This window comes from Psychrobacter sp. CX90, from assembly GCF_057396305.2.
In genome coordinates, this window is the sequence record NZ_CM182008.1 from 2,391,244 (window position 1) to 2,414,743 (window position 23,500).

Sequence of the window (23,500 nt, forward strand, 5' to 3'; positions counted from 1 at the left end):
GACAACTATATCATTAACAATTAAGGTAATATAAATAGGCTAAAGTCTTCTTAGAAAACTATCCAATCCCTAATTAAACTGATGCTCAATTTTAGGATAACTTCCTTCGATGACGGACTGATGAAATAAGGCAAAAGCACCTTCAACACTGCCTTTGTTGTGACCATTTTGATTACGCTCATCTGTCAAAAAGTCATGGACAAATCTAGCGACCCTGCCATGTGTCACACCCAACATATCATGCATAACCAAGACTTGACCGTCCGTATCGGCGCCTGCCCCTATTCCTATGACAGGAACGTCTACAGAGTCTGTTACTTTTTTAGCAAGTAGTGCAGGTACACATTCCAATAACAACAAAGCAGCACCAGCTTCCACCACTGCTTTTGCATCATCTAATAGCTGAATGGCACTGTCTTCTGATTTGCCCTGCACTTTGTATCCCCCAAACACATTTACGGATTGGGGGGTTAGTCCAAGATGCACACATGTCGGCGTACCAGCATTCGCTAGTATTGTCACTATATCGCATAGCTCAGAGCCACCTTCCACTTTAATCACATGTGCACCCGCTTGCATAACTTGCCTAGCATTGGTAATGGCATCTTCATGCGTTGCATAGCTCATAAACGGCAGGTCTGCCATAATTAGTGCATGCTTGTTTGCCCTTGCCACATTAGCAGTATGATAAGCAATATCATCAACCGTTACTGGTAAGGTAGAATCGTGCCCTTGCACCACCATACCCAAGCTATCACCAATTAATATCGTATCGACTTGTGCAGCTTCCATCATTTTGCCAAATAATGCGTCATAACAAGTCAAACAACTAAATTTCCGACCTTCTTTTTTGAATTCTCTAAGTGTAGATAAGGTAATCATAAGGGTAACTCGTTAAGATAACATGGCATAAAAAATCGTAACAAACGCTACGAAAAATATTATTTACAGTTAAAGTTCAGTTAAAGTAGATAGAGACTTAATATTAATTTATAACTATTTGAGGTCACTTCTGATTCACACAGTAAGGATTAACATAATTTTTTCAAACCCGTCCAATCTTGACTCATTGGTAGATCGCTAACTAATTTGCCATTCATTCTTAATGAAGGATTAAGCTCCAATAAGGGCACCAGAACGAAATTGCGTGAAGAAATACCTTGATGCGGTATGGTCAGAGTCTTTGATGTTACCTGTTCGTCGCCATACAGTAAAATATCAACATCTAAACTACGTTCGCCCCAGTGGCGCTTACGCACTCGTTGTGCATCCTGTTCCAACTTTTGACATAAAGCCAATAACTGATAGGGTAATAAATCCGTATCGATCTCAGCCACAGCATTAATAAAATCAGGCTGGTCCTGCGGGCCCATAGGTTGCGAAGCGTACAGTGATGACAACCTTACATTATCCACATTTATATGAGAGGACAAGCTATCAACAGCTTTATAAATATGCTCGCTTGGGGTACCTAATTCATTCGTTAAGTTTCCACCCAGACCAAGATAACAACGATACTTCATCGATTACGAACTCAACCGCTCTTTTACTGTTTGCGTTGAGCTAGGTTGACGTCTACGCCGTGTTTGAGGCACTCGCTCATTTTTAGGTATCATGTCTTTACTTATAAGTTGTTCTTTATTCATCGAGTCAACCGATTTTGCGACAACTACCTCACTCTGCTGACTAGGATACGTTTGATTACTGCCCTTTAAGGTAGCTTTTGAGGATGACTTAGATGTTGAAGTAGCACGAACTACTTTAGCTTTAGAATCAACTTGGGCTTCAGCCGTTGCTTTGGGCTTATTCGTAGGGCTACTCTTAACGACTCTTTCAGTGACGCTCTTAGTCGTTTTATCGACCGCATTGTTAGTAGCTGTTTCCGTGCTTCCATCGGTATTATCTGCCCTCAAACGTGCCCTCTCAATTTGGGTTAAAGTTTGGCTAGGTAGTCGACGACGGCGCTTACTCGGTACGCTACCATTTTTATAACGCTGAGCATTTTCAGCCTCTAAATGAGAGTCAGCCAGCTCTTTGGTAGGGTTGTTATCTTTATCGGTTGCATTCTTTTGTAAACGTCCATGAGACTGCTGTGCCGGCTTAGAGCTTGCACTCTTTATTGCTGACTGTGCATCCACCTCTAGCTGCTTCGGCACTTGCTTCGCTAATTTATCGGCATTGATAGTAAATAGAGGACTAGGCTGATGACTAAGCTGAGCTTGCTCACCTGCCACCTTACCCAAAGATAGTTTTTGTAGCTGTGCTCGCTCTTGAGAATATAGTTTATCTCGAGTTGTATCATGCGATGTTTTGCTATGCTTCTTTGTAGTTCGCTTATTGCGTGGCTGCTTATTATCTATAGCATCGTTTTGATATGGCTCGGTTAATGACATATCATCATTAGAGAGTTGTTGCTCAACATCTCTATTTTGGTTGCGCGCTCGGCTACGATTACGACTTGACTTGTTACTACCGCGTCGGGTATCGCTAGCAAAATCATCCATCGCTTTCTGTTTTTGCTTTTCAGAAAGAGTCTGATAGGTTTGCCACCATTCTCCCATACCATTAGTTGATTCTGACAACGGATTTGCCTCATCATTACATTGTTCACGTAATAATAAAAAGTCAAAAGCCGCACGAAAGCGAGAATGCTCAGCAAGCTGGGCAATTTGTTTTACGCGAGGATTAGCCAGTTTTGGTTGCATTAACCAAATATCACGAATGAACTGTTCAGCAAACTTGGGGATTGCTGTTTTGATACGCTGACGGTCAATTACCTTACTTGCCGCTTGCATTTGTGCATCATGAAACGGCATATTCTTTTTCTTAAACTTTGTCAGCTGATATAAATAGTTATCCCATAATAGAGCGGCATAAAAAAATGCAGGGTTAATACTTTTACCCATTGCAATGCGTTTATCCGTGTTAATGGCAACCTGATTTACCAATGCTGTCGGCTGTTTAGGTGGATATATGATTAGATGTTCTATGGCCCCGTATTCAAATAATAATGGCAATAACGGAACAAGATAACCGCCAGTAAACATTTTTTGTGATTCGTCATACAGCCTATGTGGAGAAACTTGATCCAATAATGCCCAGTTCTCATCTTTAAATTGCTCTGCCAAGGCTGAATCAAACTCAAAGCCCAACTTAGCTTTAAATCGAAGTGCTCGTAAAAGCCTAACTGGATCCTCCTCAATGCGAGTAGGTGCATGACCTAGCAGTCTCAAAGTCTTGCTTTGTATATCATCATATGCATTACAATAATCATATACCACCCCTTTTAGAGGCTCATAGTACATTGCATTAATTGAAAAATCGCGACGTTCAAAGTCTTGGTGTATATCACCCCATACATTATCTCTGACAATCATTCCATCACTGGTCGTATTCTCACTGCCAGTAGGTGGAGCGCGAAACGTGGCTACCTCGATCATGTCACGACCAGAATAAACATGGGCCAACTGAAAGCGACGTCCAATGATACGACATCTCTTACCAAATAAATCTTTGATTTCATGGGGCTTGGCATCAGTCACCGCATCAAAATCTTTCGGATTTAACCCTAAAAGCGTATCTCGGACGCCACCCCCCACAATAAATGCTTCAAAACCACTCTTGGTAAGAGTTGCAATGACTTCTATAATGGAATTTGGCAAATCTGCCTTACTTAACCCTAACTGCTTGGCTGAACGCTCTGCCATGCATCTACTCCCTACAAACTGACAAAAGCCTAGCATCACTCAAATGACTCTCTCATTAGCAATGCTAGGTATATATATGCGCTAGTTTAACAAATTTTAAACTCTGTTGCCCGATATACTCAAAGTTAACGGTCTAAATAAGCAGTATTTTGCCTATATTGTGAATTTGACCCAATTAATAACCCAATACAGAGACCGCCAAAATGCGCTGCAAACGAAATACCCAACTGCGGCACCAACCCTTGCTTCAAAACAAACCAATAGCTCGTTCCCATTATCATACAAGCAACAAGATACCCCCATCGTCTTGCAAAAATCGCCCCACCAATCATATAACCTAGCATAGCAAAGATTAGCCCTGATGCGCCAATGTGCAATGAAAAAGGAGACCCTAGGCCCCAAGTCATTAAGCCGGAGCCAATAATCAGCTTAACAACTGTGCTATAAGCATCACGCTCAAATAATCCAAACAAAAAAAGTATTTGAACTAGGGTTAACGTATTTCCCATTAAATGAGAAAAACTACCGTGCATGGTCCATGACGCCACAATACCCACTATACTAGTAACCTCTAAGGTACGAGGAACAATACCAAAAGCATTCCAAATATTAAAAAGTACTGTACGATTCAAAAAGTACATAACCCACATGGGTATCAGGATGAATACGTACAAACCGATAACCTGAGTTCCTCGATGCTTTATGACTGTGAAAATTTTTTGCCAGTTCATAATATCGCTTATTAATGTATGGTTGTATTGCAAACTCACGTTAGGAAGCTCTCATGCAGCTAATCTTTCTATTCTGACGCATCTGCTAAGTGCCAAGTTTGCGTATTAAGCTCTGATGTAGAATGATAGGGTACTAACCCTGTTGGAACAAACTGCTTTACCGCATCAATATGCTTGATCGAATCATCAAAGAAAATATGCGGTGCAAAAGTCTTTAATACCGACGTTTTTTCGAGTCCTCCTAAAAAAAATGCCATATCAACATTAACACCCCACTGGCGTAACGTTTTAATAGCACGTAAATCTGCCGGCGCATTACGAGCAGTGACTAATGCAATTTGAATAGGCTGCTTTTCTTGATCTAATTGCAAACTTTTTTGCAAATGTGACAGTTTGATCAATAACTCAGCGTAAGGACCCTTGTCGATAGGTAAGTCTGTCATTTCTGCTTCTCTAGCATGAAAAGCTTGCAGACCCTGTTTTTTATAAAGTAGCTCACCTGAATCATCAAATAATACCGCATCTCCATCAAAAGCAATTCTCAATTGATGTGTATCGAGTGTATAGGTATTCACAGGGGTAGCATCGAGTATAGCGCATGCACATATCTGTCTATCAGCCACACTTTGCGCATCATCCCTGTTAGTCGTTAAAAACAAATCCACTTTAAAGTCTTCAATATAGTCTGCCACCTGAGCTCCAGAGATAAATGCTGAACGAGTAATTGACATACCGCGCTTACGAATCGCATTTAAAACTCTAATACCCGTTTCAGGGCAGCTTTTTGAGACAATAACAACTTCTACCAATGGGGTTTCATTTTCGTAACTGTTAGTATGGTTTATACACGTATTTAAGTTTAAAATGGCTTGAATAAGTGGGAATCCTGCGCCAATATTTAAAGGCTCATTTTCTCGCTTTTGCATATACTCACGAAACTGCCAAACTGCATCATGTGGGTTGTTCTTTAATAACTCTTCTCTATAGGCTTCGGACTCAGATAAGTCAAAAAGTGCGGTAGCAGAAATTGCCACAATAAGTGTATTAGATAAATCAACAGCCATAAGTACTCACTATCGTCCTATAGTTTATCGCAATATTATTCGTATAGTATCATTTCGCATTCTAAAAGGCTGACCTTTTGGAAGCCTAATACTGATAACTGTATAACCTAATAATCTTATCCCTATAATAACACTGTATTTACCCTATAAAAAAGCCACCCTGTTAACTTAACAGAGTGGCTTTTGATTATAAAATATTTAGGCTTACTTTAGTTCAAGAGAATCAGTGATATAGCAGGGAATGAAACTAAAATAATCAGTCTTAAAACATCCGAAACAATGAATGGAGTTACCCCTTTAAACATATCACCAAGTTTTATGTGGGGTGCCATAGCTTTAATCACAAAGATGTTCATACCCATTGGCGGTGTAATTAAACCAAGTTCAACGGTTAAAACGGCAATAATACCGAACCATACAGGATCAAATCCTAATGCAAGAATAATAGGATAAACAACTGGGATGGTAATGACTAACATAGCCAGTGCATCCATAAACAACCCAAGCAAAAAGTACATGATTAAAATACAAATCATTACCGTCATTGGACTAACCGCTAAACCGCCAATCCAAGTAGCTAACGAATAAGACAATCTAGATACTGAAATGAAATAACCTAACGCTTCTGCACCTAATAACATAAAGAAAACAACTGCAGAAAGCGCAAGTGTTTCAATCAAAGACTGCTTTAAGCCCTTAATGCGCATACCTTTGAACACAGCATAAAGCCATGATGCAAAGGCACCTACGGCTGCTCCTTCGGTTGGGGTAAATAAACCAAAGAAAATACCAAAGATAATGACCACAAATATAAATCCAAACGGTATAAGACCCGTTAAAGACAGAAATTTCTCTTTCCAACTTGTTGGTTCACCACGCTTTGCAAGATGCGGCTTCCAACGCACCATAATCATTACGGTAATCGAGTACATGACCATGCCCAAAATACCTGGTAGGAAGCCAGCTATAAACATGTCGCCAACAGATTGCTCAGTTAGAATCGCATAGACAAGCAAAGCAATACTCGGTGGTATCATAATACCAAGAGTACCACCTGCGGCTAAAATACCGCATGCAAAGCCAGGCTGATATCCGTATTTCTCCATTTCTGGTAGAGCGACGCGCGTCATTGTAGATGCTGTCGCTAGAGACGAACCAGAAATAGAAGCAAAAATACCAGACGAGCCTATACCTGCAATACCTAAACTACCTCTTACACCACCAAATATAGTTCTAGTAGCATCAAAGAGTTTACCCGCCATTCCTGAGTGAGCTGCAAACACACCCATTAAAATAAACAAAGGAATGGCGCTAAAATCATACTTAGCCAAAACATCTGTTGGAATATCACGAAGCATTTGTAAAGCACTATCAGGACTGGTCACTGCGCCAAAGCCAACCAAGCCAACACCTAACATAGCTAAAGCAACAGGTACTCTCAAACATACCAATAAAATCATGCACACTAAACCAATCGCACCAATAATTTCTGGACTCATGAGCCTGTCTCCTCGGCGTCATAAAACTCGCCCGTTCTAAAAATATTGATAGATTCAATCAGTGCTCTAACCGCTAGGATGACACTTATAAAAGCGCTAAAACCATAAATAGGTGTCATTGAAATTCTAAGATCTTGTGTTACCTTGCCGAACTCTGCTGCATCAAGAGCACTTTCATATAGGCCCCACACGAAAATAACACCTAGGGCAAAAAAACCAATCATGAAAACACCCATAAAATAACCTTTGACGTTTTGTGGCATTTTTTGAGTGAAAACATCCACGACTACTTGTGATCGTTCGACATATCCCGCAAAAGCAGCCAGTAAGGCAAATAGCATCATATAAGATACAATTTCAACTGTACCTTTTATGGTAAAACCAAAGCCCCCTGCAGTGAGCTTAAATATATATCGAGTGATTACATCTGTTATAGTTACTAGAACAATAATAACTAAACTTATGCCTCCAATAGCCTCACATATTTTTTTCAAAAAATTACTAATACTAGCCAAAACTGGCATAATTCATTCCACCTTATTCAATTATACTTTACAGGCAGCACTAGCAGCTTTGGCTTTTTCATAAACACCCTGTGCATCAAGACCAAGCTTTTCTACATCACTTAGGTATTTATTGGTACCTTTTTCTAGTGGACCTTTCCATGCCGGATCATTCAAAGGATCTGGAATTTCAACAACTTCGTGACCTAAATCTTTAGCATTTTGCAGCGCTGTCTTGTCATGCTTGTCAAATACCTCACCAACTTTTTTAGCGAGAGCCATACCTGAGTTATCATCTATTACTATTTTCAAATCATCCGGTAACTTTTCATAGGTATCCTTGTTCATTGCTACCATTAGGCCTGAGCTGTAGAATGGGATATTAGTGTGATACTTAGTGACTTCGTCAATTTTAAAAGTAGTAACGGCCTCCCAAGGGAAGCTTAAACCATCAACAACACCACGTTGTAGAGAGGTATACATATCATTTGCCGGTAGCCCAACTGGAGAGGCACCCATACTTTCGATAATATCACCAGCTACGGCTGAAGGACGACGAATACGCATACCTTTCATATCTTCTGGGGTTTTGATTAATTTATTGGTTGTGTGCAAAGCACCTGGACCAGCACCGTACATGAATAAAATATGTGAATCTTCATATTCGCTTGCTATGGTGCCATCTTCATACAATGTTTGTAAAATACAGCCCATTTGAGTTGCCGAGCTAGACAAACCAGGAAGCTCAGCAATTTGTGTCAGTGGGAATCGACCATTGGTGTATCCATGCGCCTGTGAACCGATATCAACTGTACCTTTCACAGCAGCTTCATAGGTAACCTGTGGTTTGCTTAACGTGGCAGATGGGTACAATTCCACTTTTAAACGCCCATCAGATTCGGCTTCAATTTTTTTAGCCCATGGTTCTAACACCTCTTTACTAAATGAAGAGGTAGCTGGCCAAAAATGAGAGAGACGTAGGGTAGTTGATTCGCTTGAGGCGGCGGTAGTGGTAGCAGAAGTGTTAGCTTTTTCTTCAGGTGTTTCTGTAGTAGCTTCTTTAGAGCAACCAGATATGCTAAGTGTGATTAACGCAGCTAGCGATAGTGAAGTGCGTAATTTCATTACCAATTCCTTTTGATAATTGAGGTTAATGCTTGCTAAGATTAACAAACATATTGTTGCATATTTTATTTAGAGCTAACAAGCATATTAGACAAAAAACTTTAGTAACAATTTGCACTAAACATTAATATCGAATACTCTTAACTCCTTTTAAGAATATTTACCAAAATTAACAGCTAAAACGATATATGTCAAATCATTTTGTCACTAAAATCATAATGATACTTAGTATTAATGAAGGAAACTAACGCAAAGGAAAAAGCCCCCCTTCGAATGAAGGGGGGCTTTTAGGTATAGGGAGCTGACGATGACCTACTCTCACATGGGCGGACCCACACTACCATTGGCGCTACGATGTTTCACTTCTGAGTTCGAGAAGGGATCAGGTGGTTCCATCGTGCTATTGTCGTCAGCAAAGGGGGTATAGATATGAGTTGGTTAAGTTGTTGACTTAACTTTGATTTGACTATGTATTTATCAAGAACCTGAATCAAGGTTGCTATTAATAAGCAATCATCAGGATGATATCGAAATAATTAGCTTGCTCTACTCTTTATTATAAAAAGAGAGCTACAAAACCACTTGGGTGTTGTATGGTCAAGCCAAACGAGCAATTAGTACAGGTTAGCTACACGCATCACTGCGCTTCCACACCCTGCCTATCAACGTTGTAGTCTTCAACGGCTCTTAAGGGAAATCTAATCTTGAGGTGGGCTTCCCGCTTAGATGCTTTCAGCGGTTATCCCATCCGAACGTAGCTACCGGGCAATGCCATTGGCATGACAACCCGAACACCAGCGGTTCGTCCACTCTGGTCCTCTCGTACTAGGAGCAGATCCTCTCAAATTTCCAACGCCCACGGTAGATAGGGACCGAACTGTCTCACGACGTTCTAAACCCAGCTCGCGTACCTCTTTAAATGGCGAACAGCCATACCCTTAGGACCTGCTTCAGCCCTAGGATGAGATGAGCCGACATCGAGGTGCCAAACACCGCCGTCGATATGAACTCTTGGGCGGTATCAGCCTGTTATCCCCAGAGTACCTTTTATCCGTTGAGCGATGGCCCTTCCATACAGAACCACCGGATCACTAAGACCTACTTTCGTACCTGCTCGACTTGTGGGTCTCGCAGTTAAGCGCGCTTTTGCCTTTATACTCTATGAACGATTTCCGACCGTTCTGAGCGCACCTTCGTACTCCTCCGTTACTCTTTAGGAGGAGACCGCCCCAGTCAAACTACCCACCATACATTGTCCTCGGTATTGTTATACCTGAGTTAGAACCCCAACATGACCAGGGTGGTATTTCAAGGTTGGCTCCACAAATACTGGCGTATCTGCTTCAAAGCCTCCCACCTATCCTGCACAAGTCAGGTCAAAGTTCAATGTAAAGCTGTAGTAAAGGTTCACGGGGTCTTTCCGTCTAGCCGCGGGTACACAGCATCTTCACTGCGATTTCGATTTCACTGAGTCTCTGCTGGAGACAGCGCTGCCATCATTATGCCATTCGTGCAGGTCGGAACTTACCCGACAAGGAATTTCGCTACCTTAGGACCGTTATAGTTACGGCCGCCGTTTACTGGGGCTTCGATCAAGACCTTCGCTTACGCTAAGCCCATCAATTAACCTTCCAGCACCGGGCAGGCATCACACCCTATACGTCCACTTTCGTGTTTGCAGAGTGCTGTGTTTTTAATAAACAGTTGCAGCAGCCTGGTATCTGCGACTGCTAGTAGCTTACGGAGCAAGTCCTTCACCACCAGCAGCGTACCTTCTCCCGAAGTTACGGTACCATTTTGCCTAGTTCCTTCAGCAGAGTTCTCTCAAGCGCCTTGGTATTCTCTACCTGATCACCTGTGTCGGTTTAGGGTACGATTCGTTTATGACTATCGCTTAGAAGCTTTTCCTGGAAGCATGGTATTTGCCACTTCGCTGTACAAGTACAGCTTGCTATCAGATCTCGGTATTAACAGCCCGGATTTACCTAAGCCATCTACCTACATCCTTCCACCTGGACAACCATCGCCAGGCTGGCATAACCTTCTCCGTCCCTCCATCGCATCATAAACAAGTATTGGAATATTAACCAATTTCCCATCGACTACGCCTTTCGGCCTCGCCTTAGGGGTCGACTCACCCAGCCCCGATTAACGTTGGACTGGAACCCTTGATCTTCCGGCGTGCGAGCTTTTCACTCGCATTATCGTTACTCACGTCAGCATTCGCTCTTGTGATACCTCCAGCATGCCTTACAGCACACCTTCACAGGCTTACACAACGCTCCCCTACCACTTGAAACAATTTTCAAATCCGCAGCTTCGGCTCCTAGTTTGAGCCCCGTTACATCTTCCGCGCGGGCCGACTCGACTAGTGAGCTATTACGCTTTCTTTAAAGGATGGCTGCTTCTAAGCCAACCTCCTAGCTGTCTATGCCTTCCCACTTCGTTTCCCACTTAACTAGGAATTTGGGGCCTTAGCTGGCGGTCTGGGTTGTTTCCCTCTCCACGACGGACGTTAGCACCCGCCGTGTGTCTCCCGGATATCACTCATCGGTATTCGGAGTTTGCATCGGTTTGGTAAGTCGGTATGACCCCCTAGCCGAAACAGTGCTCTACCCCCAATGGTGTTCGTCCGAGGCGCTACCTAAATAGCTTTCGGGGAGAACCAGCTATCACCGAGTTTGATTAGCCTTTCACCCCTATCCACAAGTCATCCCCTGGCTTTTCAACGACAGTGGGTTCGGTCCTCCGGTGCCTGTTACGGCACTTTCAACCTGCTCATGGATAGATCACTCGGTTTCGGGTCTATACCCTGCAACTATACGCCCTATTAAGACTCGGTTTCCCTACGGCTCCCCTAATGGTTAACCTTGCTACAGAATATAAGTCGCTGACCCATTATACAAAAGGTACGCGGTCACGGATCAAGTCCGCTCCCACTGCTTGTACGCACACGGTTTCAGGTTCTATTTCACTCCCCTCACAGGGGTTCTTTTCGCCTTTCCCTCACGGTACTGGTTCACTATCGGTCAGTCAGGAGTATTTAGCCTTGGAGGATGGTCCCCCCATCTTCATACAGAATTTCTCGTGTTCCGCACTACTTAATATGCTTCATTATATGTTTCGAATACGGGGCTATCACCCACTATGGCCAGATTTCCCACTCTGTTCTTCTACATATAAATCCGTCGGCTCCTCCCCGTTCGCTCGCCGCTACTAGGGGAATCTCTTTTGATGTCTTTTCCTAAGGGTACTGAGATGTTTCACTTCCCCTCGTTCGCTTCCTAATAAATTAGAATATCTAGCTTACACTAGATGGGTTTCCCCATTCAGAAATCTCCGGATCACAGGATATTGCCGCCTCCCCGAAGCTTATCGCAGGCTGTCACGTCTTTCATCGCCTCTGACTGCCAAGGCATCCACCATGTGCGCTTAATTACTTGACCATACAACCCCAAAGGGTCTTAATATTCGCATTTAATAGATTCAGTTTTATTATTGGCTAAAGACAACCTCGAAGTAATCCGAGGTGTTTTAACCAATTCATAATTCTGATTCTTGCAAATATGGTTAGTAATTATAACGATATCACCTTGATAATTTACGCTTGATTCAGTTCTCTTATTACCTTCGATAACTAACCTCTTGGGATAACAACTGATGTCGTTAAAAGGTTAGTCATCTGGTTAATATCCTACTCAGTGATGGGTAGGGTATTAACCGTATTACAACTCATATCTATGTTTTTAAATAGTAATAACGCTGTCATCCAGTCGTCATATTGTCTCTGTATAAAACAGAAGTAAGTAATTGCTTATGTACCTTATCGTTAAGTTACTAATCACTTAATTCTATTTTATTAGCTCTGGGTCTATTTATATATGGTGGAGCCAAGGAGAGTCGAACTCCTGACCTCCTGCGTGCAAGGCAGGCGCTCTACCAGCTGAGCTATGGCCCCATATAATGGTGGGTCTAGGTGGACTTGAACCACCGACCCCCGCGTTATCAACACGGTGCTCTAACCAGCTGAGCTATAGACCCTGAGAAGCGTTAAAAAATTGCATTGCAATTTTAGCTTCGCAAGGAAAATCCTTTAAATAGGATTTTCAAAAAGCTATGCTATTGCACAATCTTCTAAAGCTTTTTAAAGCTTTTATCTACTAAAATCAAAGAACAACTTGTTGTGAATTCTTGCTGACCGAATGCGTCAATAAGGAGGTGATCCAGCCGCAGGTTCCCCTACGGCTACCTTGTTACGACTTCACCCCAGTCATCGACCACACCGTGGTGAGCGCCTCCCCGAAGGTTAGGCTACCCACTTCTGGTGCAATCAACTCCCATGGTGTGACGGGCGGTGTGTACAAGGCCCGGGAACGTATTCACCGCGGCATTCTGATCCGCGATTACTAGCGATTCCGACTTCATGGAGTCGAGTTGCAGACTCCAATCTGGACTACGATAGGCTTTTTGAGATTCGCATCACATCGCTGTGTAGCTGCCCTCTGTACCTACCATTGTAGCACGTGTGTAGCCCTGGTCGTAAGGGCCATGATGACTTGACGTCGTCCCCGCCTTCCTCCAGTTTGTCACTGGCAGTATCCTTAGAGTCCCCGGCATAACCCGCTGGTAACTAAGGAAAAGGGTTGCGCTCGTTGCGGGACTTAACCCAACATCTCACGACACGAGCTGACGACAGCCATGCAGCACCTGTATTCTAATTCCCGAAGGCACTCTCGTATCTCTACAAGATTCTAGATATGTCAAGACCAGGTAAGGTTCTTCGCGTTGCATCGAATTAAACCACATGCTCCACCGCTTGTGCGGGCCCCCGTCAATTCATTTGAGTTTTAACCTTGCGGCCGTACTCCCCAGGCGGTCTACTTATTGCGTTAGCTGCGTCACTAAGAGATCAAGTCTCCCAACGACTAGTAGACATCGTTTACGGCGTGGACTACCAGGGTATCTAATCCTGTTTGCTACCCACGCTTTCGAACCTCAGTGTCAGTATGATGCCAGGAGGCTGCCTTCGCCATCGGTATTCCTTCAGATCTCTACGCATTTCACCGCTACACCTGAAATTCTACCTCCCTCTCACCTACTCTAGCTTAACAGTTTTAGATGCAGTTCCCAGGTTAAGCCCGGGGATTTCACATCTAACTTATTAAGCCACCTACGCTCGCTTTACGCCCAGTAATTCCGATTAACGCTTGCACCCTCTGTATTACCGCGGCTGCTGGCACAGAGTTAGCCGGTGCTTATTCTGCAGCTAATGTCATCGCATACGGGTATTAACCGTATGGTCTTCTTCACTGCTTAAAGTGCTTTACAACCAAAAGGCCTTCTTCACACACGCGGCATGGCTGGATCAGGGTTGCCCCCATTGTCCAATATTCCCCACTGCTGCCTCCCGTAGGAGTCCGGACCGTGTCTCAGTTCCGGTGTGGCTGATCATCCTCTCAGACCAGCTACAGATCGTCGCCTTGGTAGGCCTTTACCCCACCAACTAGCTAATCCGACTTAGGCTCATCCAATAGCGAGAGCGCAAGCGCCCCCTTTTCCCCGTAGGGTGTATGCGGTATTAATACGAGTTTCCCCGTGCTATCCCCCACTACTGGGCAGATTCCTAAGTATTACTCACCCGTCCGCCGCTCGACGCCTGATAGCAAGCTATCATCGTTTCCGCTCGACTTGCATGTGTTAAGCCTGCCGCCAGCGTTCAATCTGAGCCATGATCAAACTCTTCAGTTTAATCTTGCTATGTAACCCTTTAAAGAGGTTACTAAAACTTGGCTCATTCTTTCTGGCGTTCTTTCTTTCCGTTCTTTCATAAATGAATTAACTTCGAGTTTTCTTGCTGTTAAGAATGATAATTTTTATAGTTAGTCACTATCCCGATAAGAGATAATCCCAACTTTAATTTTTCAGCATTCTATGTCAACAAAAATCCACACAAGTTGTTCTTTGATTCTAGTTTTTAAATAGTTGACTTATCTCGTCGTCCGAGGTAAGTTATTCACTAATAATGTAATAATAAGCTATCTGCCGTTCTTACTTAGTGAGCCGTCTAGTATATGGTCTAACTATATATCTGTCAAGCTTTTATTTATTCTTCATTTAGGCTTCTAAAGCTCTAAACCCTCTCTCTCAAGTCAGGTTGTTTACTTCGTTTCCCTTAATGAGGTGCGTATTATAGACGCTTTTTTTACTAAGTCAAGAAGTTTTTTTAATCGGTTTAAGTGCTTCCTGCCTTCTGACAATTAACACCTAACCCTACTACTTCGCTTCCCTTTTCAACTGCCCTGATCCCTTCTCTTCAAAGTGATCAATACTGCTTGCTAGGTTCGCTTTCTTCTCAACAGGTGGCGTAGTATATACTCTTTTTTAATGCGGTCAAGCGGTTTTTATATCTCAATTAGTTTTTATATTAATTATCAAATTGTAGGTAATTTGACATCTTTAAAAGGTAGAATAATCCCACAACTTTAAAAAGGGTAGTAAATGAAATCTGATCACGTTAAATATACTAACCAAGTAAGCTGGCTACCTTTAATAATTATTATTGCACTCGCACTTTGTGTCTGGTTTCTTGTACCTCCGTTTCAAGGGCTGGCACTACCTGCATGGCAAACCTTAATTATATTTGTGTCTTGTATTGCCGCTATCGTTATGAACGTCTTGCCAATTGGTGCTATAGGTATGATTGCCATTACCGTGTACGCGGTTAGCCCTGCAACAGGCGCTGATTCGGCTGTAGGAGCAATGAAGGTGGCAATGAGTGAGCTAAATAGCACCTTAATATGGCTAATAGTTTGTGCGTTTATCATCGCACGTGGCTTTAGTAAGACAGGATTTGGCAAACGTATCGCGTATATGATGATTCGTTTATTTGGCAAACGCTCATTGGGTCTAGCTTACGGATTATCTATCGCAGATTTAATTTTGGCACCTGCTATGCCCAGTAACACAGCACGTTGCGGTGGAATCATTTACCCTATAGCAAACTCATTAGCTCACGCCTACGACTCGCACCCAAATGATCCTTCTAGCAAGCGCCTAGGCTCTTACTTAGTAACCAGTATTGGCAATGTTAACGATATTACTTCCGCTGTATTTTTGACAGCGTTTACGGGTAATTTACTGGTCGTATCCCTCGCTAAACAAATGGGAGTGGATATCACTTGGACATCTTGGTTTATAGCCGCTATCGCACCTTGCGCAGTGGCCTTTATATTAGTACCGCTGTTGGTTTATTTTATCAACCCCCCAGAGGTTAAGCACACACCTGAAGCGCCCGAGATGGCAAAAAAAGAATTGTTGGCAATGGGAAAGATGAGCTATGGCGAATGGATGATGCTGGCTACCGTCATATTACTACTGGTACTTTGGGTATTTGGTAAAGCGCTGGGTATTCACTCGACTGCTGCGGCTTTAATAGGTCTCTGTTTTTTAATTTTGTCCAATGTAATTACTTGGGAGGATGTTAAAGGTGAGAAAGGTGCTTGGGATACGTTGATTTGGTTTGCTGCACTATTAATGCTGGCTACCCAATTAAAAACCTTAGGATTTACCGATTGGTTTGGACTGACAATATCTGAACAATTAGCACCTTCTGTTCAAGGCATACATTGGATTTTTGTGTTATTGATTTTAAATGTTATATATCTTTATACCCATTATTTCTTTGCAAGTGGTAATGCACAAATAGCAGCACTATATACAGTCTTTGTTGGCGTCGCTTCCAGCTTAGGGGTTCCGCTACTCATTGCAGTATTTATGCTCGCATTTACCAGCAATTTGTACTCATCACTGACTCAATACACTCATGCCAGAGGTCCTATTTTATTTGGTTCAGGATATGTCACAACCAAAACTTGGTGGAAAACTGGGTTTATTGTTACCCTCCTCACTCAAACTATCTTTTTCAGTGTAGGATTATTTTGGTGGAAGATGATTGGTCTGTATTAAGACTAACCGGTTTCACTTTATAACTGTTAATGACTATAGATAACTCAAACTAAATAAGCAGAGTCCGTTTAGGCAAGTCGGTTATAAAAGTGCGATGTCTACAATAGCCCCGATTGTAGCGGATATACTGTGCGGTTGAGTGAGGTGTGAGGGCTTGGTTTGGCAAGGCTACGCGAAGCAAGAGACTTGCTAAACCTTAGCCATCGCCTCATTCAAACGGACAGATGGCAGCGCAAAGATACCATCTTATATGTCAACTCAAATTACTATTAAATAGCAACTTGAGGTTTGTATTTGCTTTGATGCTTTATCACACCATAGCAAATCTGTAATAACTTTCTCATACCTGCTATCAAAGCCACTTTTTTGCATTTTCCTCTCTTCAGCAGTCGCTCATATAGTTGCTTAACATCAGGATTGCAACTAATTGCAGATAAAGCACACATAAACAACTTCGATCGTAGGTTGCCATCCCCTTTTTTACTAATACGGCTTCTTCCTTTAAAGATTCCTGACTGTATATGTATAGGGGTTAATCCAACAAATGAGGCACATTGTGAAGCATCCTTAAAGTCTTTAGATAGGAGTAACGACAATACATTCGGTGCGACTGTCTTACCTATGCTTGGAATGCTAACTAGGTTGTCATAGCCTGACTTTAAGTCAGGATGATTATCTATGTGTTTATCTATTTTGGCTTGGATGATCTCTATTTGTTCGTTATAAGTGTCTATCACTTGTTGTATAGATTGGGCGATATCGTTGTCATAGCTTTTTCTAGATTCAACTTTTTCTAAACGGTTGCTTTCTCGCTTTTTATCCGCCTTGAGCGTGTCTAAACGGTCTAGCAGATACTTGAGCTTCCTGACGTGCTCAGGTTCTGGCTCCCATGCTTTAGGGTGCCTTGTATAGGCGTATTGCACGAGTACGTACGCGTCTTGTTTGTCGGTTTTATGATGACTGCCGATGGCACCTGCAAATTGTTTGGCATATGCCGGATTAATAACGGCTACTGTGTAGCCTTTACTATGTAAATCATAGGCTAGGTTCTCATAGTATATGCCTGTGGCTTCCATGACGATAAGACACTCATCCGGTTTCTTGTTTGTGCTTTGCTTTGCTAGCCATTTGGTAAAGATTGCAAAGCCTTTTTCGTCATTAGTAAAGGTTTTGCTGTGGGCTTTGTTTTTAACTTTTTTACCGTCTCTGTTTAGCCATGTTGCGTCAAATTTAGCTTTGGATATGTCAATTCCAACGTATACTTGATAGGTCATTTCTTTGCATTTCCCTTGTGAATACAGTGTCTCTTAGTTTCAATTTCTAAGGCACTTTGATACCATTCAATTTAAAGAAATACAGGTAGAGGGCTTTATCTTTGCGTCGAGCTCTTTGGCTATAGCGGGATCACTAGCTCACTCTACCTGCTACCATAGCTATGGTTAACTCTTATCTATGGTTTTTTTAACATACAAGCGGGTTTGGCTACTGCCATAAATATCATGACAAATGCAGATTAGTGACTAAAAATCGTTTATAATAGAAGTAATGATTTAATAATAACTGGCTTTGATGTCAGTTTTTCTGTTTTTATTGTTCTTCTACTTTTATATTAAGAATATAATTTAATACTATTTTGGATTTCAAATTATGGTTGCAATTACTTTGCCTGATGGCAGTGTCAAAGAGTTTGATGGGGCGACTTCGGTTATGCAAGTGGCTGAAAGTATTGGTCCTGGTCTGGCTAAAGCGACTATTGCTGGGCGTGTGGACGGTAAACTTGTTGATGCAAGCGATCCTATTACCTATGATGCTAAAGTTGAAATTGTGACCTCTAGAGATGCTGATGGTGTTGAAATTATTCGACATTCTTGCGCTCATTTATTAGGCCATGCCGTTAAGCAGTTATATCCTAATGTTAAGATGGTCATCGGTCCGGTGATTGAGGAAGGCTTTTATTACGATATCTTTAGCGAAACGCCTTTTACGCCTGATGATATGTCTGCCATTGAAAAACGTATGGCTGAGCTGATTAAGCAAAATTATGATGTGATTAAGAAAATGACACCTCGTGATGAGGCAATAAAGATTTTTGAAGAGCGTGGCGAAGATTATAAGTTAAAGCTTATTAATGATATGCCCGAAGAAAAAGAGTTTGGCTTATATTTCCATCAAGAATATGTGGATATGTGTCGTGGGCCTCATGTGCCTAATACCCGTTTTTTAAAGGTGTTTAAGCTCACTAAGATGAGTGGCGCTTATTGGCGCGGTGATGCCAAGAACGAACAGCTTCAACGTATTTACGGAACTGCTTGGGCGGATAAAAAAGATCTGAAAGCTTACATTGAACGTATTGAAGAGGCTGAAAAGCGGGATCACCGTAAGATTGGTAAGGCTTTGGACTTATTCCATATGCAAGAGCAGTCTCCTGGTATGGTGTTTTGGCATCCAAATGGTTGGACGATTTATCAAGTGCTTGAGCAATATATGCGTAAAGTACAACAGGATAACGGCTACCAAGAGATTAAAACCCCACAGATTGTTGATCGAAGTTTGTGGGAGAAGTCAGGACATTGGGGCAATTATGCGACAAATATGTTCACGACTTCCAGCGAAAACCGTGATTATGCGGTAAAGCCAATGAACTGCCCTTGCCATGTTCAAGTGTTTAATCAGGGTTTAAAGTCGTATCGTGATTTGCCTTTGCGTTTGGCCGAGTTTGGCTCTTGTCATCGTAATGAGCCATCTGGTTCGTTACATGGCTTGATGCGGGTTCGAGGTTTTACTCAAGATGATGCTCATATCTTCTGTACTCAGGCGCAAATCCAAGAAGAAGTGGCTAATTTCATTAAGCTGACATTGGACGTTTATAAAGACTTTGGCTTTGATAATATTGAAATGAAACTGTCTACCCGCCCTGAAAAGCGTGTGGGCAGTGATGAGTCTTGGGATATTGCTGAAAAAGCGTTAGCAGATGCGTTAGACAGCTCTGGGCTTGAATGGGAATATCTGCCTGGTGAAGGTGCTTTCTATGGCCCTAAAATTGAGTTTAGTTTAAAAGACAGCTTAGGTCGTGTTTGGCAGTGCGGGACCATTCAGGTTGATCCGAATATGCCGGAGCGCTTAGACGCTGATTTTGTGAATGAAAATAATGAACGTGAAACGCCAATTATGCTTCATCGAGCTATCTTAGGATCCTTTGAACGCTTCTTGGGTATGCTAATTGAGCACTATGCGGGTTGGATGCCAGTCTGGCTGTCACCGAAACAAGTAGTCGTTATGAACATTACTGACAAACAAGCAGAAGCCTGCGATAATGTGGTAAAAGAACTACAAAATGCAGGTCTGCGGGCTATTAGCGACTTGCGTAATGAAAAAATTGGATTTAAGATACGAGAAAGAACACTAGAACGTATCCCCTATATGCTAGTATTAGGCGATAAAGAAGTTGAGTCTGGACAAGTTGCTGTACGTACTCGTGAAGGCGAGAATCTTGGCACCATGTCTGTGACCGATTTTATTAAATTAATACAAAAAGCTATCTCTCAGAAGGGACGCGTATCAACGAGTGTTAATTCGAACGAACAATCAGTCTAATAATTGACTTGAATTGTTAAACATTAATTGAGAAGGAGTACTACCTATTAAACAGTCAAACCGTTTGAACATCAACGAAGAAATCCAACTTAAAGAAGTTCGCTTAGTGAAAGAAGATGGCGAGCAAATGGGTGTTGTTGATATTGAAACCGCTAGAGCTGCGGCTCGTGATGCTGGCCTAGATTTGGTTGAGTTGGTTCCTGATGCCCAGCCGCCTGTTTGTAAAGTAATGGATTATAAGCGTTACTTGTACGATCAGAAACAAAAGGCAAAAGAGGCAAAGAAAAATCAGAAGCAGACTCAGCTTAAAGAAATGAAGTTACGTCCTAGTACTGAGGATGCTGATTACCAAGTTAAATTGCGTAAAATTATCAGCTTCTTAGAAAACCAAGATAAGGTTAAGGTAACTATTCGTTTCCGTGGTCGTGAAATGGCACACCAAGATATCGGGCGTAAACAGCTTGAACGTATCATCGAAGATACGGCTGATATAGCAAACGTTGAACAGTTTCCTAAGATGGAAGGCCGTCAAATGGGTATGTTGCTTGGTCCGACTCGTAAGAAATAATGAGTAGTAGGTAACTGACACTATACACAAATCATGTATAATTATTCGTTACCTCAGCAAATATACGTACGACGCTTACTAAGTATTTTTATGCTAAAACCTCCAATTTGCCAATGCAGATTGGAGGTTTTTTAATCATATTTATTAAATTTTAAGCCACGACCAAGGTAATTACCCTTAATCCCCACTTTACAATCACATTAAAAACAGTCACATTAAAATGACTAGATAACCCTCCATATAACTCTACAAATAACTCTGAAAAAATTTTAGAACTGAGGCGAGAAGCGTAGAAGGCTATAAGAGTTAAGTATCAGTGGCAAGTACCGCAACTAGCCAAGGGATTAATATCGTCGTTAATTAGTGCTGTATTAAGTATAGATAAAGCAATGAAGTACAAAAATATATCAGCAAAATGCGCACTTTTAACACTTAAACTGGCCGTCGCTTAGTTTTTATTAAAGAGAGGCCTGTGCACCTACCTAAACTTGCTTACTATTTTTAAATACTATAGAAACTTACTTTCGAGTAGTATTAAAAAATAGATTACCTGTGCTAATACCTAAATTTAAGCCCCACTTGATTCAAACCCAACTAAGTCATAATAATAGGATGAACTCATGCAAGAACTTACTCCACCAGAAAACACCTCTACCCCATCGATTACCCTCACACCTCCTGAGCCGGTTAAAGAAATCCCTAAAAGTGAAGCGGATCAGATAGTTAAATTAGATGACAGTCAAATTCCTGAATTGGATGCAAAAGTAGATGCTTTTGTGGATCATGTGATTAATAGCCCAGTACAAAGCTCCGAGTTTAAAAATAACGTTCAGTCAATCCATAATTTGGGTAACAAAGAAATCCGTGAATCAGCTCAGGTATCTAATCGCATGCTTGACCTGCCCGCCAAGAGCTTAAATAAGAGCCTATTTGACAACTCGCCTATTGCTAAGTCTTTGACTGAACTGCGTGGCATTGTCGAAGATTTAGACCCCAGTAAAAAAGAGCTAACTAACTCGCGTAAGTTATTTGGTTTAATCCCTTTTGGTAATAAAGTTCAAGATTATTTCCGTGAATATGAGTCGGCTCAGTCACACATTAACGCTGTGGTTACCAGTTTATATAATGGTAAAGACGAGCTGATGAAAGACAATGCTATGATTGAACAAGAAAAAGTCAATATGTGGAATTTGATGCAGTCAATTCGACAATATATTTATGTTGGCAAAAAAATTGATGAGCAGTTGGAACAAAAAGTGTATGCGATTGAGGCGACTGATCCTGAAAAAGCGCGAATCATCAAAGAAGAAATGCTGTTTTATGTTCGTCAGAAAAATACCGACTTTTTGACCCAATTGGCTGTCAATGTGCAAGGGTACTTAGCACTAGACACTATTCGCAAAAATAATCTTGAGCTTATTAAAGGCGTTGATAGAGCCACCACCACAACCATCTCCGCCTTACGCACTGCGGTAGTAGTTGCCCAAGCCATGACCAATCAAAAACTGGTACTTGACCAAATATCAGCATTAAATAAAACCACCAGTAGCCTGATTGAATCAACCTCGGCAATGATGAAGCGTCAATCGACTGAAATTCATGAACAGGCAACCAGTAGTACTATTGAGCTGGACAAGCTACAAAATGCCTTTAATAACGTTTATGACACGATGGATATGATCAGCAATTATAAAGTTCAAGCACTCGATAATATGAAAACGACTGTTGATGCACTGACGACTGAGGTAGATAAAGCACAAAAATACCTCGATAAGACGAACCAAACAACGGTGCTTGAAGTTTCAAAAGAGATTGATACTAAAAAAATTGCCAATCAAGCTGGCCAATCAAGTAATTCGGTAGATATAGATATTTAAGTAACAGGCTTAGGGCGTATTCTCATTTAAATTATTTGGATACGCTCTAGCCCGTAGTAGCTATAACTGAAACCGGAATATTATGTCAAAAAAATCCCCACTAAATAGCGGGGATTTTTGTATACTATTTATAGCTTATAAAATATATAGGCTTTATAAGGCTAATTAGATTTTGCCAACTAGGTCTAGGCTTGGCTTAAGGGTATTTTGACCTTGTTCCCAAGCAGCTGGGCAAACTTCACCATCGTTATCACGAACATATTGAGCCGCCTTAACTTTACGTACCATATCTTTAGCACTGCGGCCGATGCCTAAGTCATGAATTTCAGCAACTTTGATTACGCCATCTGGATCAATTAAGAAAGTACCACGTAATGCAGCGTGCTCTTCTTCAATCATAACATTGAAACCACGTGCAATATTACCAGTACCATCGCCTAACATTGGATAGGTTACTTTGCTGATAGCGTCAGAAGCATCATGCCATGCTTTGTGTACGAAATGAGAGTCAGTAGATACAGAGTATACTTCTACACCTAAAGCTTTGAGCTCTTCATAATGATTTGCCATATCTTCTAACTCTGTTGGGCAAACGAAAGTAAAATCATGTGGATAGAACATGAAAATAGCCCATTTACCTTTAACGTCGTCAGAAGTAATGGTTTTAAACTCGCCATTTACAAAGGCTTCAGTTGAAAATTCTGGAATTGTTTGATTAATCATCGATGCCATCTCTTAGGCTCCTTTATTGGTTGGGTTAGTTAAAAAATAATTATTATATAAGGTCTTTAAACCTAACTTACTCCAGTTCAACCTATCATAATGCCATTACAGGTAAATGACGTAGGTTGATATGGTAGTTACTGA

Annotated in this window: 14 protein-coding genes, 2 tRNA genes and 3 rRNA genes; 4 read left to right on the forward strand and 15 right to left on the reverse strand. The window is 41.7% G+C overall.

Annotated elements, in window-relative coordinates:
* Positions 1–69: 69 nt before the first annotated feature.
* From panB to AC2SLN_RS09555, 13 genes are all read right to left on the reverse strand, one after another.
* Positions 70–882 (reverse strand): 3-methyl-2-oxobutanoate hydroxymethyltransferase, encoded by an 813-nt coding sequence (gene panB / locus AC2SLN_RS09495; RefSeq protein WP_486548106.1) that lies wholly within the window; start codon positions 880–882, stop codon positions 70–72.
* Between the two features lie 149 nt (positions 883–1,031).
* Positions 1,032–1,523: a 2-amino-4-hydroxy-6-hydroxymethyldihydropteridine diphosphokinase gene (folK, locus tag AC2SLN_RS09500; protein WP_486548105.1), complete on the reverse strand. Its 492-nt coding sequence runs from the start codon at positions 1,521–1,523 to the stop codon at positions 1,032–1,034.
* Between the two features lie 3 nt (positions 1,524–1,526).
* Positions 1,527–3,707 (reverse strand): polynucleotide adenylyltransferase PcnB, encoded by a 2,181-nt coding sequence (gene pcnB, locus AC2SLN_RS09505; protein ID WP_486548104.1) that lies wholly within the window; start codon positions 3,705–3,707, stop codon positions 1,527–1,529.
* Between the two features lie 125 nt (positions 3,708–3,832).
* The gene (locus AC2SLN_RS09510) at positions 3,833–4,438 is read right to left on the reverse strand and encodes a rhomboid family intramembrane serine protease (protein WP_486548103.1); all 606 of its coding nucleotides are present in this window, start codon (positions 4,436–4,438) and stop codon (positions 3,833–3,835) included.
* 68 nt (positions 4,439–4,506) lie between these two features.
* On the reverse strand, positions 4,507–5,502 hold the full coding sequence (locus AC2SLN_RS09515) for a 5'-nucleotidase (RefSeq protein ID WP_486548102.1): 996 nt from the start codon (positions 5,500–5,502) through the stop codon (positions 4,507–4,509).
* A 209-nt stretch (positions 5,503–5,711) separates the two neighbouring features.
* Positions 5,712–7,001, reverse strand: a complete 1,290-nt coding sequence (locus tag AC2SLN_RS09520; protein ID WP_486548101.1) for a TRAP transporter large permease — start codon at positions 6,999–7,001, stop codon at positions 5,712–5,714.
* Entirely contained in the window at positions 6,998–7,525 is a 528-nt protein-coding gene (locus tag AC2SLN_RS09525; RefSeq protein ID WP_486548100.1) for a TRAP transporter small permease, read from the reverse strand. Before AC2SLN_RS09525 ends, AC2SLN_RS09520 begins: the two co-directional genes overlap by 4 nt.
* A 21-nt stretch (positions 7,526–7,546) precedes the next feature.
* On the reverse strand, positions 7,547–8,629 hold the full coding sequence (locus AC2SLN_RS09530) for a TRAP transporter substrate-binding protein (RefSeq protein ID WP_486548099.1): 1,083 nt from the start codon (positions 8,627–8,629) through the stop codon (positions 7,547–7,549).
* A gap of 299 nt (positions 8,630–8,928) precedes the next feature.
* Positions 8,929–9,043 (reverse strand): 5S ribosomal RNA (gene rrf / locus AC2SLN_RS09535).
* 179 nt (positions 9,044–9,222) lie between these two features.
* Positions 9,223–12,075, reverse strand: a 23S ribosomal RNA gene (locus AC2SLN_RS09540).
* A 436-nt stretch (positions 12,076–12,511) separates the two neighbouring features.
* Positions 12,512–12,587, reverse strand: a tRNA-Ala gene (locus AC2SLN_RS09545).
* A gap of 6 nt (positions 12,588–12,593) precedes the next feature.
* A tRNA-Ile gene (locus tag AC2SLN_RS09550) sits at positions 12,594–12,670 on the reverse strand.
* Between the two features lie 170 nt (positions 12,671–12,840).
* Positions 12,841–14,377, reverse strand: a 16S ribosomal RNA gene (locus AC2SLN_RS09555).
* Together the 16S, 23S and 5S rRNA genes with 2 tRNA genes alongside form the textbook arrangement of a ribosomal RNA operon.
* 750 nt (positions 14,378–15,127) lie before the next feature.
* On the opposite strand from AC2SLN_RS09555, the gene AC2SLN_RS09560 reads away from it, so the two are divergent.
* Positions 15,128–16,594 (forward strand): DASS family sodium-coupled anion symporter, encoded by a 1,467-nt coding sequence (locus tag AC2SLN_RS09560; protein ID WP_486550934.1) that lies wholly within the window; start codon positions 15,128–15,130, stop codon positions 16,592–16,594.
* Positions 16,595–16,863: 269 nt separating this feature from the next.
* Here the strand turns inward: AC2SLN_RS09560 and AC2SLN_RS09565 are convergent, their stop codons facing one another.
* Positions 16,864–17,868 carry an IS110 family RNA-guided transposase gene (locus AC2SLN_RS09565; RefSeq protein WP_495057330.1) on the reverse strand — a complete coding sequence of 335 codons (1,005 nt, stop codon included), beginning with the start codon at positions 17,866–17,868 and terminating at the stop codon, positions 16,864–16,866.
* A 373-nt stretch (positions 17,869–18,241) separates the two neighbouring features.
* Here AC2SLN_RS09565 and thrS point away from each other — a divergent pair, with 373 nt between their 5' ends.
* The 3 genes from thrS to AC2SLN_RS09580 all read left to right on the forward strand — a co-directional run bounded on the left by thrS (position 18,242) and on the right by AC2SLN_RS09580 (position 22,633).
* The gene (gene thrS / locus AC2SLN_RS09570) at positions 18,242–20,188 is read left to right on the forward strand and encodes a threonine--tRNA ligase (RefSeq protein ID WP_486550495.1); all 1,947 of its coding nucleotides are present in this window, start codon (positions 18,242–18,244) and stop codon (positions 20,186–20,188) included.
* Positions 20,189–20,252: 64 nt separating this feature from the next.
* Positions 20,253–20,756, forward strand: coding sequence for a translation initiation factor IF-3 (gene infC, locus AC2SLN_RS09575; protein WP_486531914.1), 504 nt, complete (start codon positions 20,253–20,255; stop codon positions 20,754–20,756).
* A 620-nt stretch (positions 20,757–21,376) separates the two neighbouring features.
* A complete protein-coding gene (locus AC2SLN_RS09580) occupies positions 21,377–22,633 on the forward strand; it encodes a toxic anion resistance protein (RefSeq protein WP_486550494.1) in 1,257 nt (418 codons plus the stop codon).
* Between the two features lie 165 nt (positions 22,634–22,798).
* On the opposite strand, the gene ahpC is transcribed toward AC2SLN_RS09580, so the two are convergent.
* Positions 22,799–23,365, reverse strand: coding sequence for an alkyl hydroperoxide reductase subunit C (gene ahpC, locus AC2SLN_RS09585; RefSeq protein ID WP_486531916.1), 567 nt, complete (start codon positions 23,363–23,365; stop codon positions 22,799–22,801).
* Positions 23,366–23,500 lie beyond the last annotated feature (135 nt).

What these genes read in the sequence shown, in the direction of transcription:
- panB (WP_486548106.1), bottom strand. Translation starts at nt 882, where the DNA reads ATGATTACCTTATCTACACTTAGAGAATTCAAAAAAGAAGGTCGGAAA.
- pcnB (WP_486548104.1), bottom strand. Translation starts at nt 3,707, where the DNA reads ATGGCAGAGCGTTCAGCCAAGCAGTTAGGGTTAAGTAAGGCAGATTTG.
- AC2SLN_RS09510 (WP_486548103.1), bottom strand. Translation starts at nt 4,438, where the DNA reads ATGAACTGGCAAAAAATTTTCACAGTCATAAAGCATCGAGGAACTCAG.
- AC2SLN_RS09525 (WP_486548100.1), bottom strand. Translation starts at nt 7,525, where the DNA reads ATGCCAGTTTTGGCTAGTATTAGTAATTTTTTGAAAAAAATATGTGAG.
- AC2SLN_RS09565 (WP_495057330.1), bottom strand. Translation starts at nt 17,868, where the DNA reads ATGACCTATCAAGTATACGTTGGAATTGACATATCCAAAGCTAAATTT.
- AC2SLN_RS09520 (WP_486548101.1), bottom strand. Translation starts at nt 7,001, where the DNA reads ATGAGTCCAGAAATTATTGGTGCGATTGGTTTAGTGTGCATGATTTTA.
- ahpC (WP_486531916.1), bottom strand. Translation starts at nt 23,365, where the DNA reads ATGGCATCGATGATTAATCAAACAATTCCAGAATTTTCAACTGAAGCC.
- AC2SLN_RS09515 (WP_486548102.1), bottom strand. Translation starts at nt 5,502, where the DNA reads ATGGCTGTTGATTTATCTAATACACTTATTGTGGCAATTTCTGCTACC.
- folK (WP_486548105.1), bottom strand. Translation starts at nt 1,523, where the DNA reads ATGAAGTATCGTTGTTATCTTGGTCTGGGTGGAAACTTAACGAATGAA.
- thrS (WP_486550495.1), top strand. Translation starts at nt 18,242, where the DNA reads ATGGTTGCAATTACTTTGCCTGATGGCAGTGTCAAAGAGTTTGATGGG.
- AC2SLN_RS09530 (WP_486548099.1), bottom strand. Translation starts at nt 8,629, where the DNA reads ATGAAATTACGCACTTCACTATCGCTAGCTGCGTTAATCACACTTAGC.
- AC2SLN_RS09580 (WP_486550494.1), top strand. Translation starts at nt 21,377, where the DNA reads ATGCAAGAACTTACTCCACCAGAAAACACCTCTACCCCATCGATTACC.
- AC2SLN_RS09560 (WP_486550934.1), top strand. Translation starts at nt 15,128, where the DNA reads ATGAAATCTGATCACGTTAAATATACTAACCAAGTAAGCTGGCTACCT.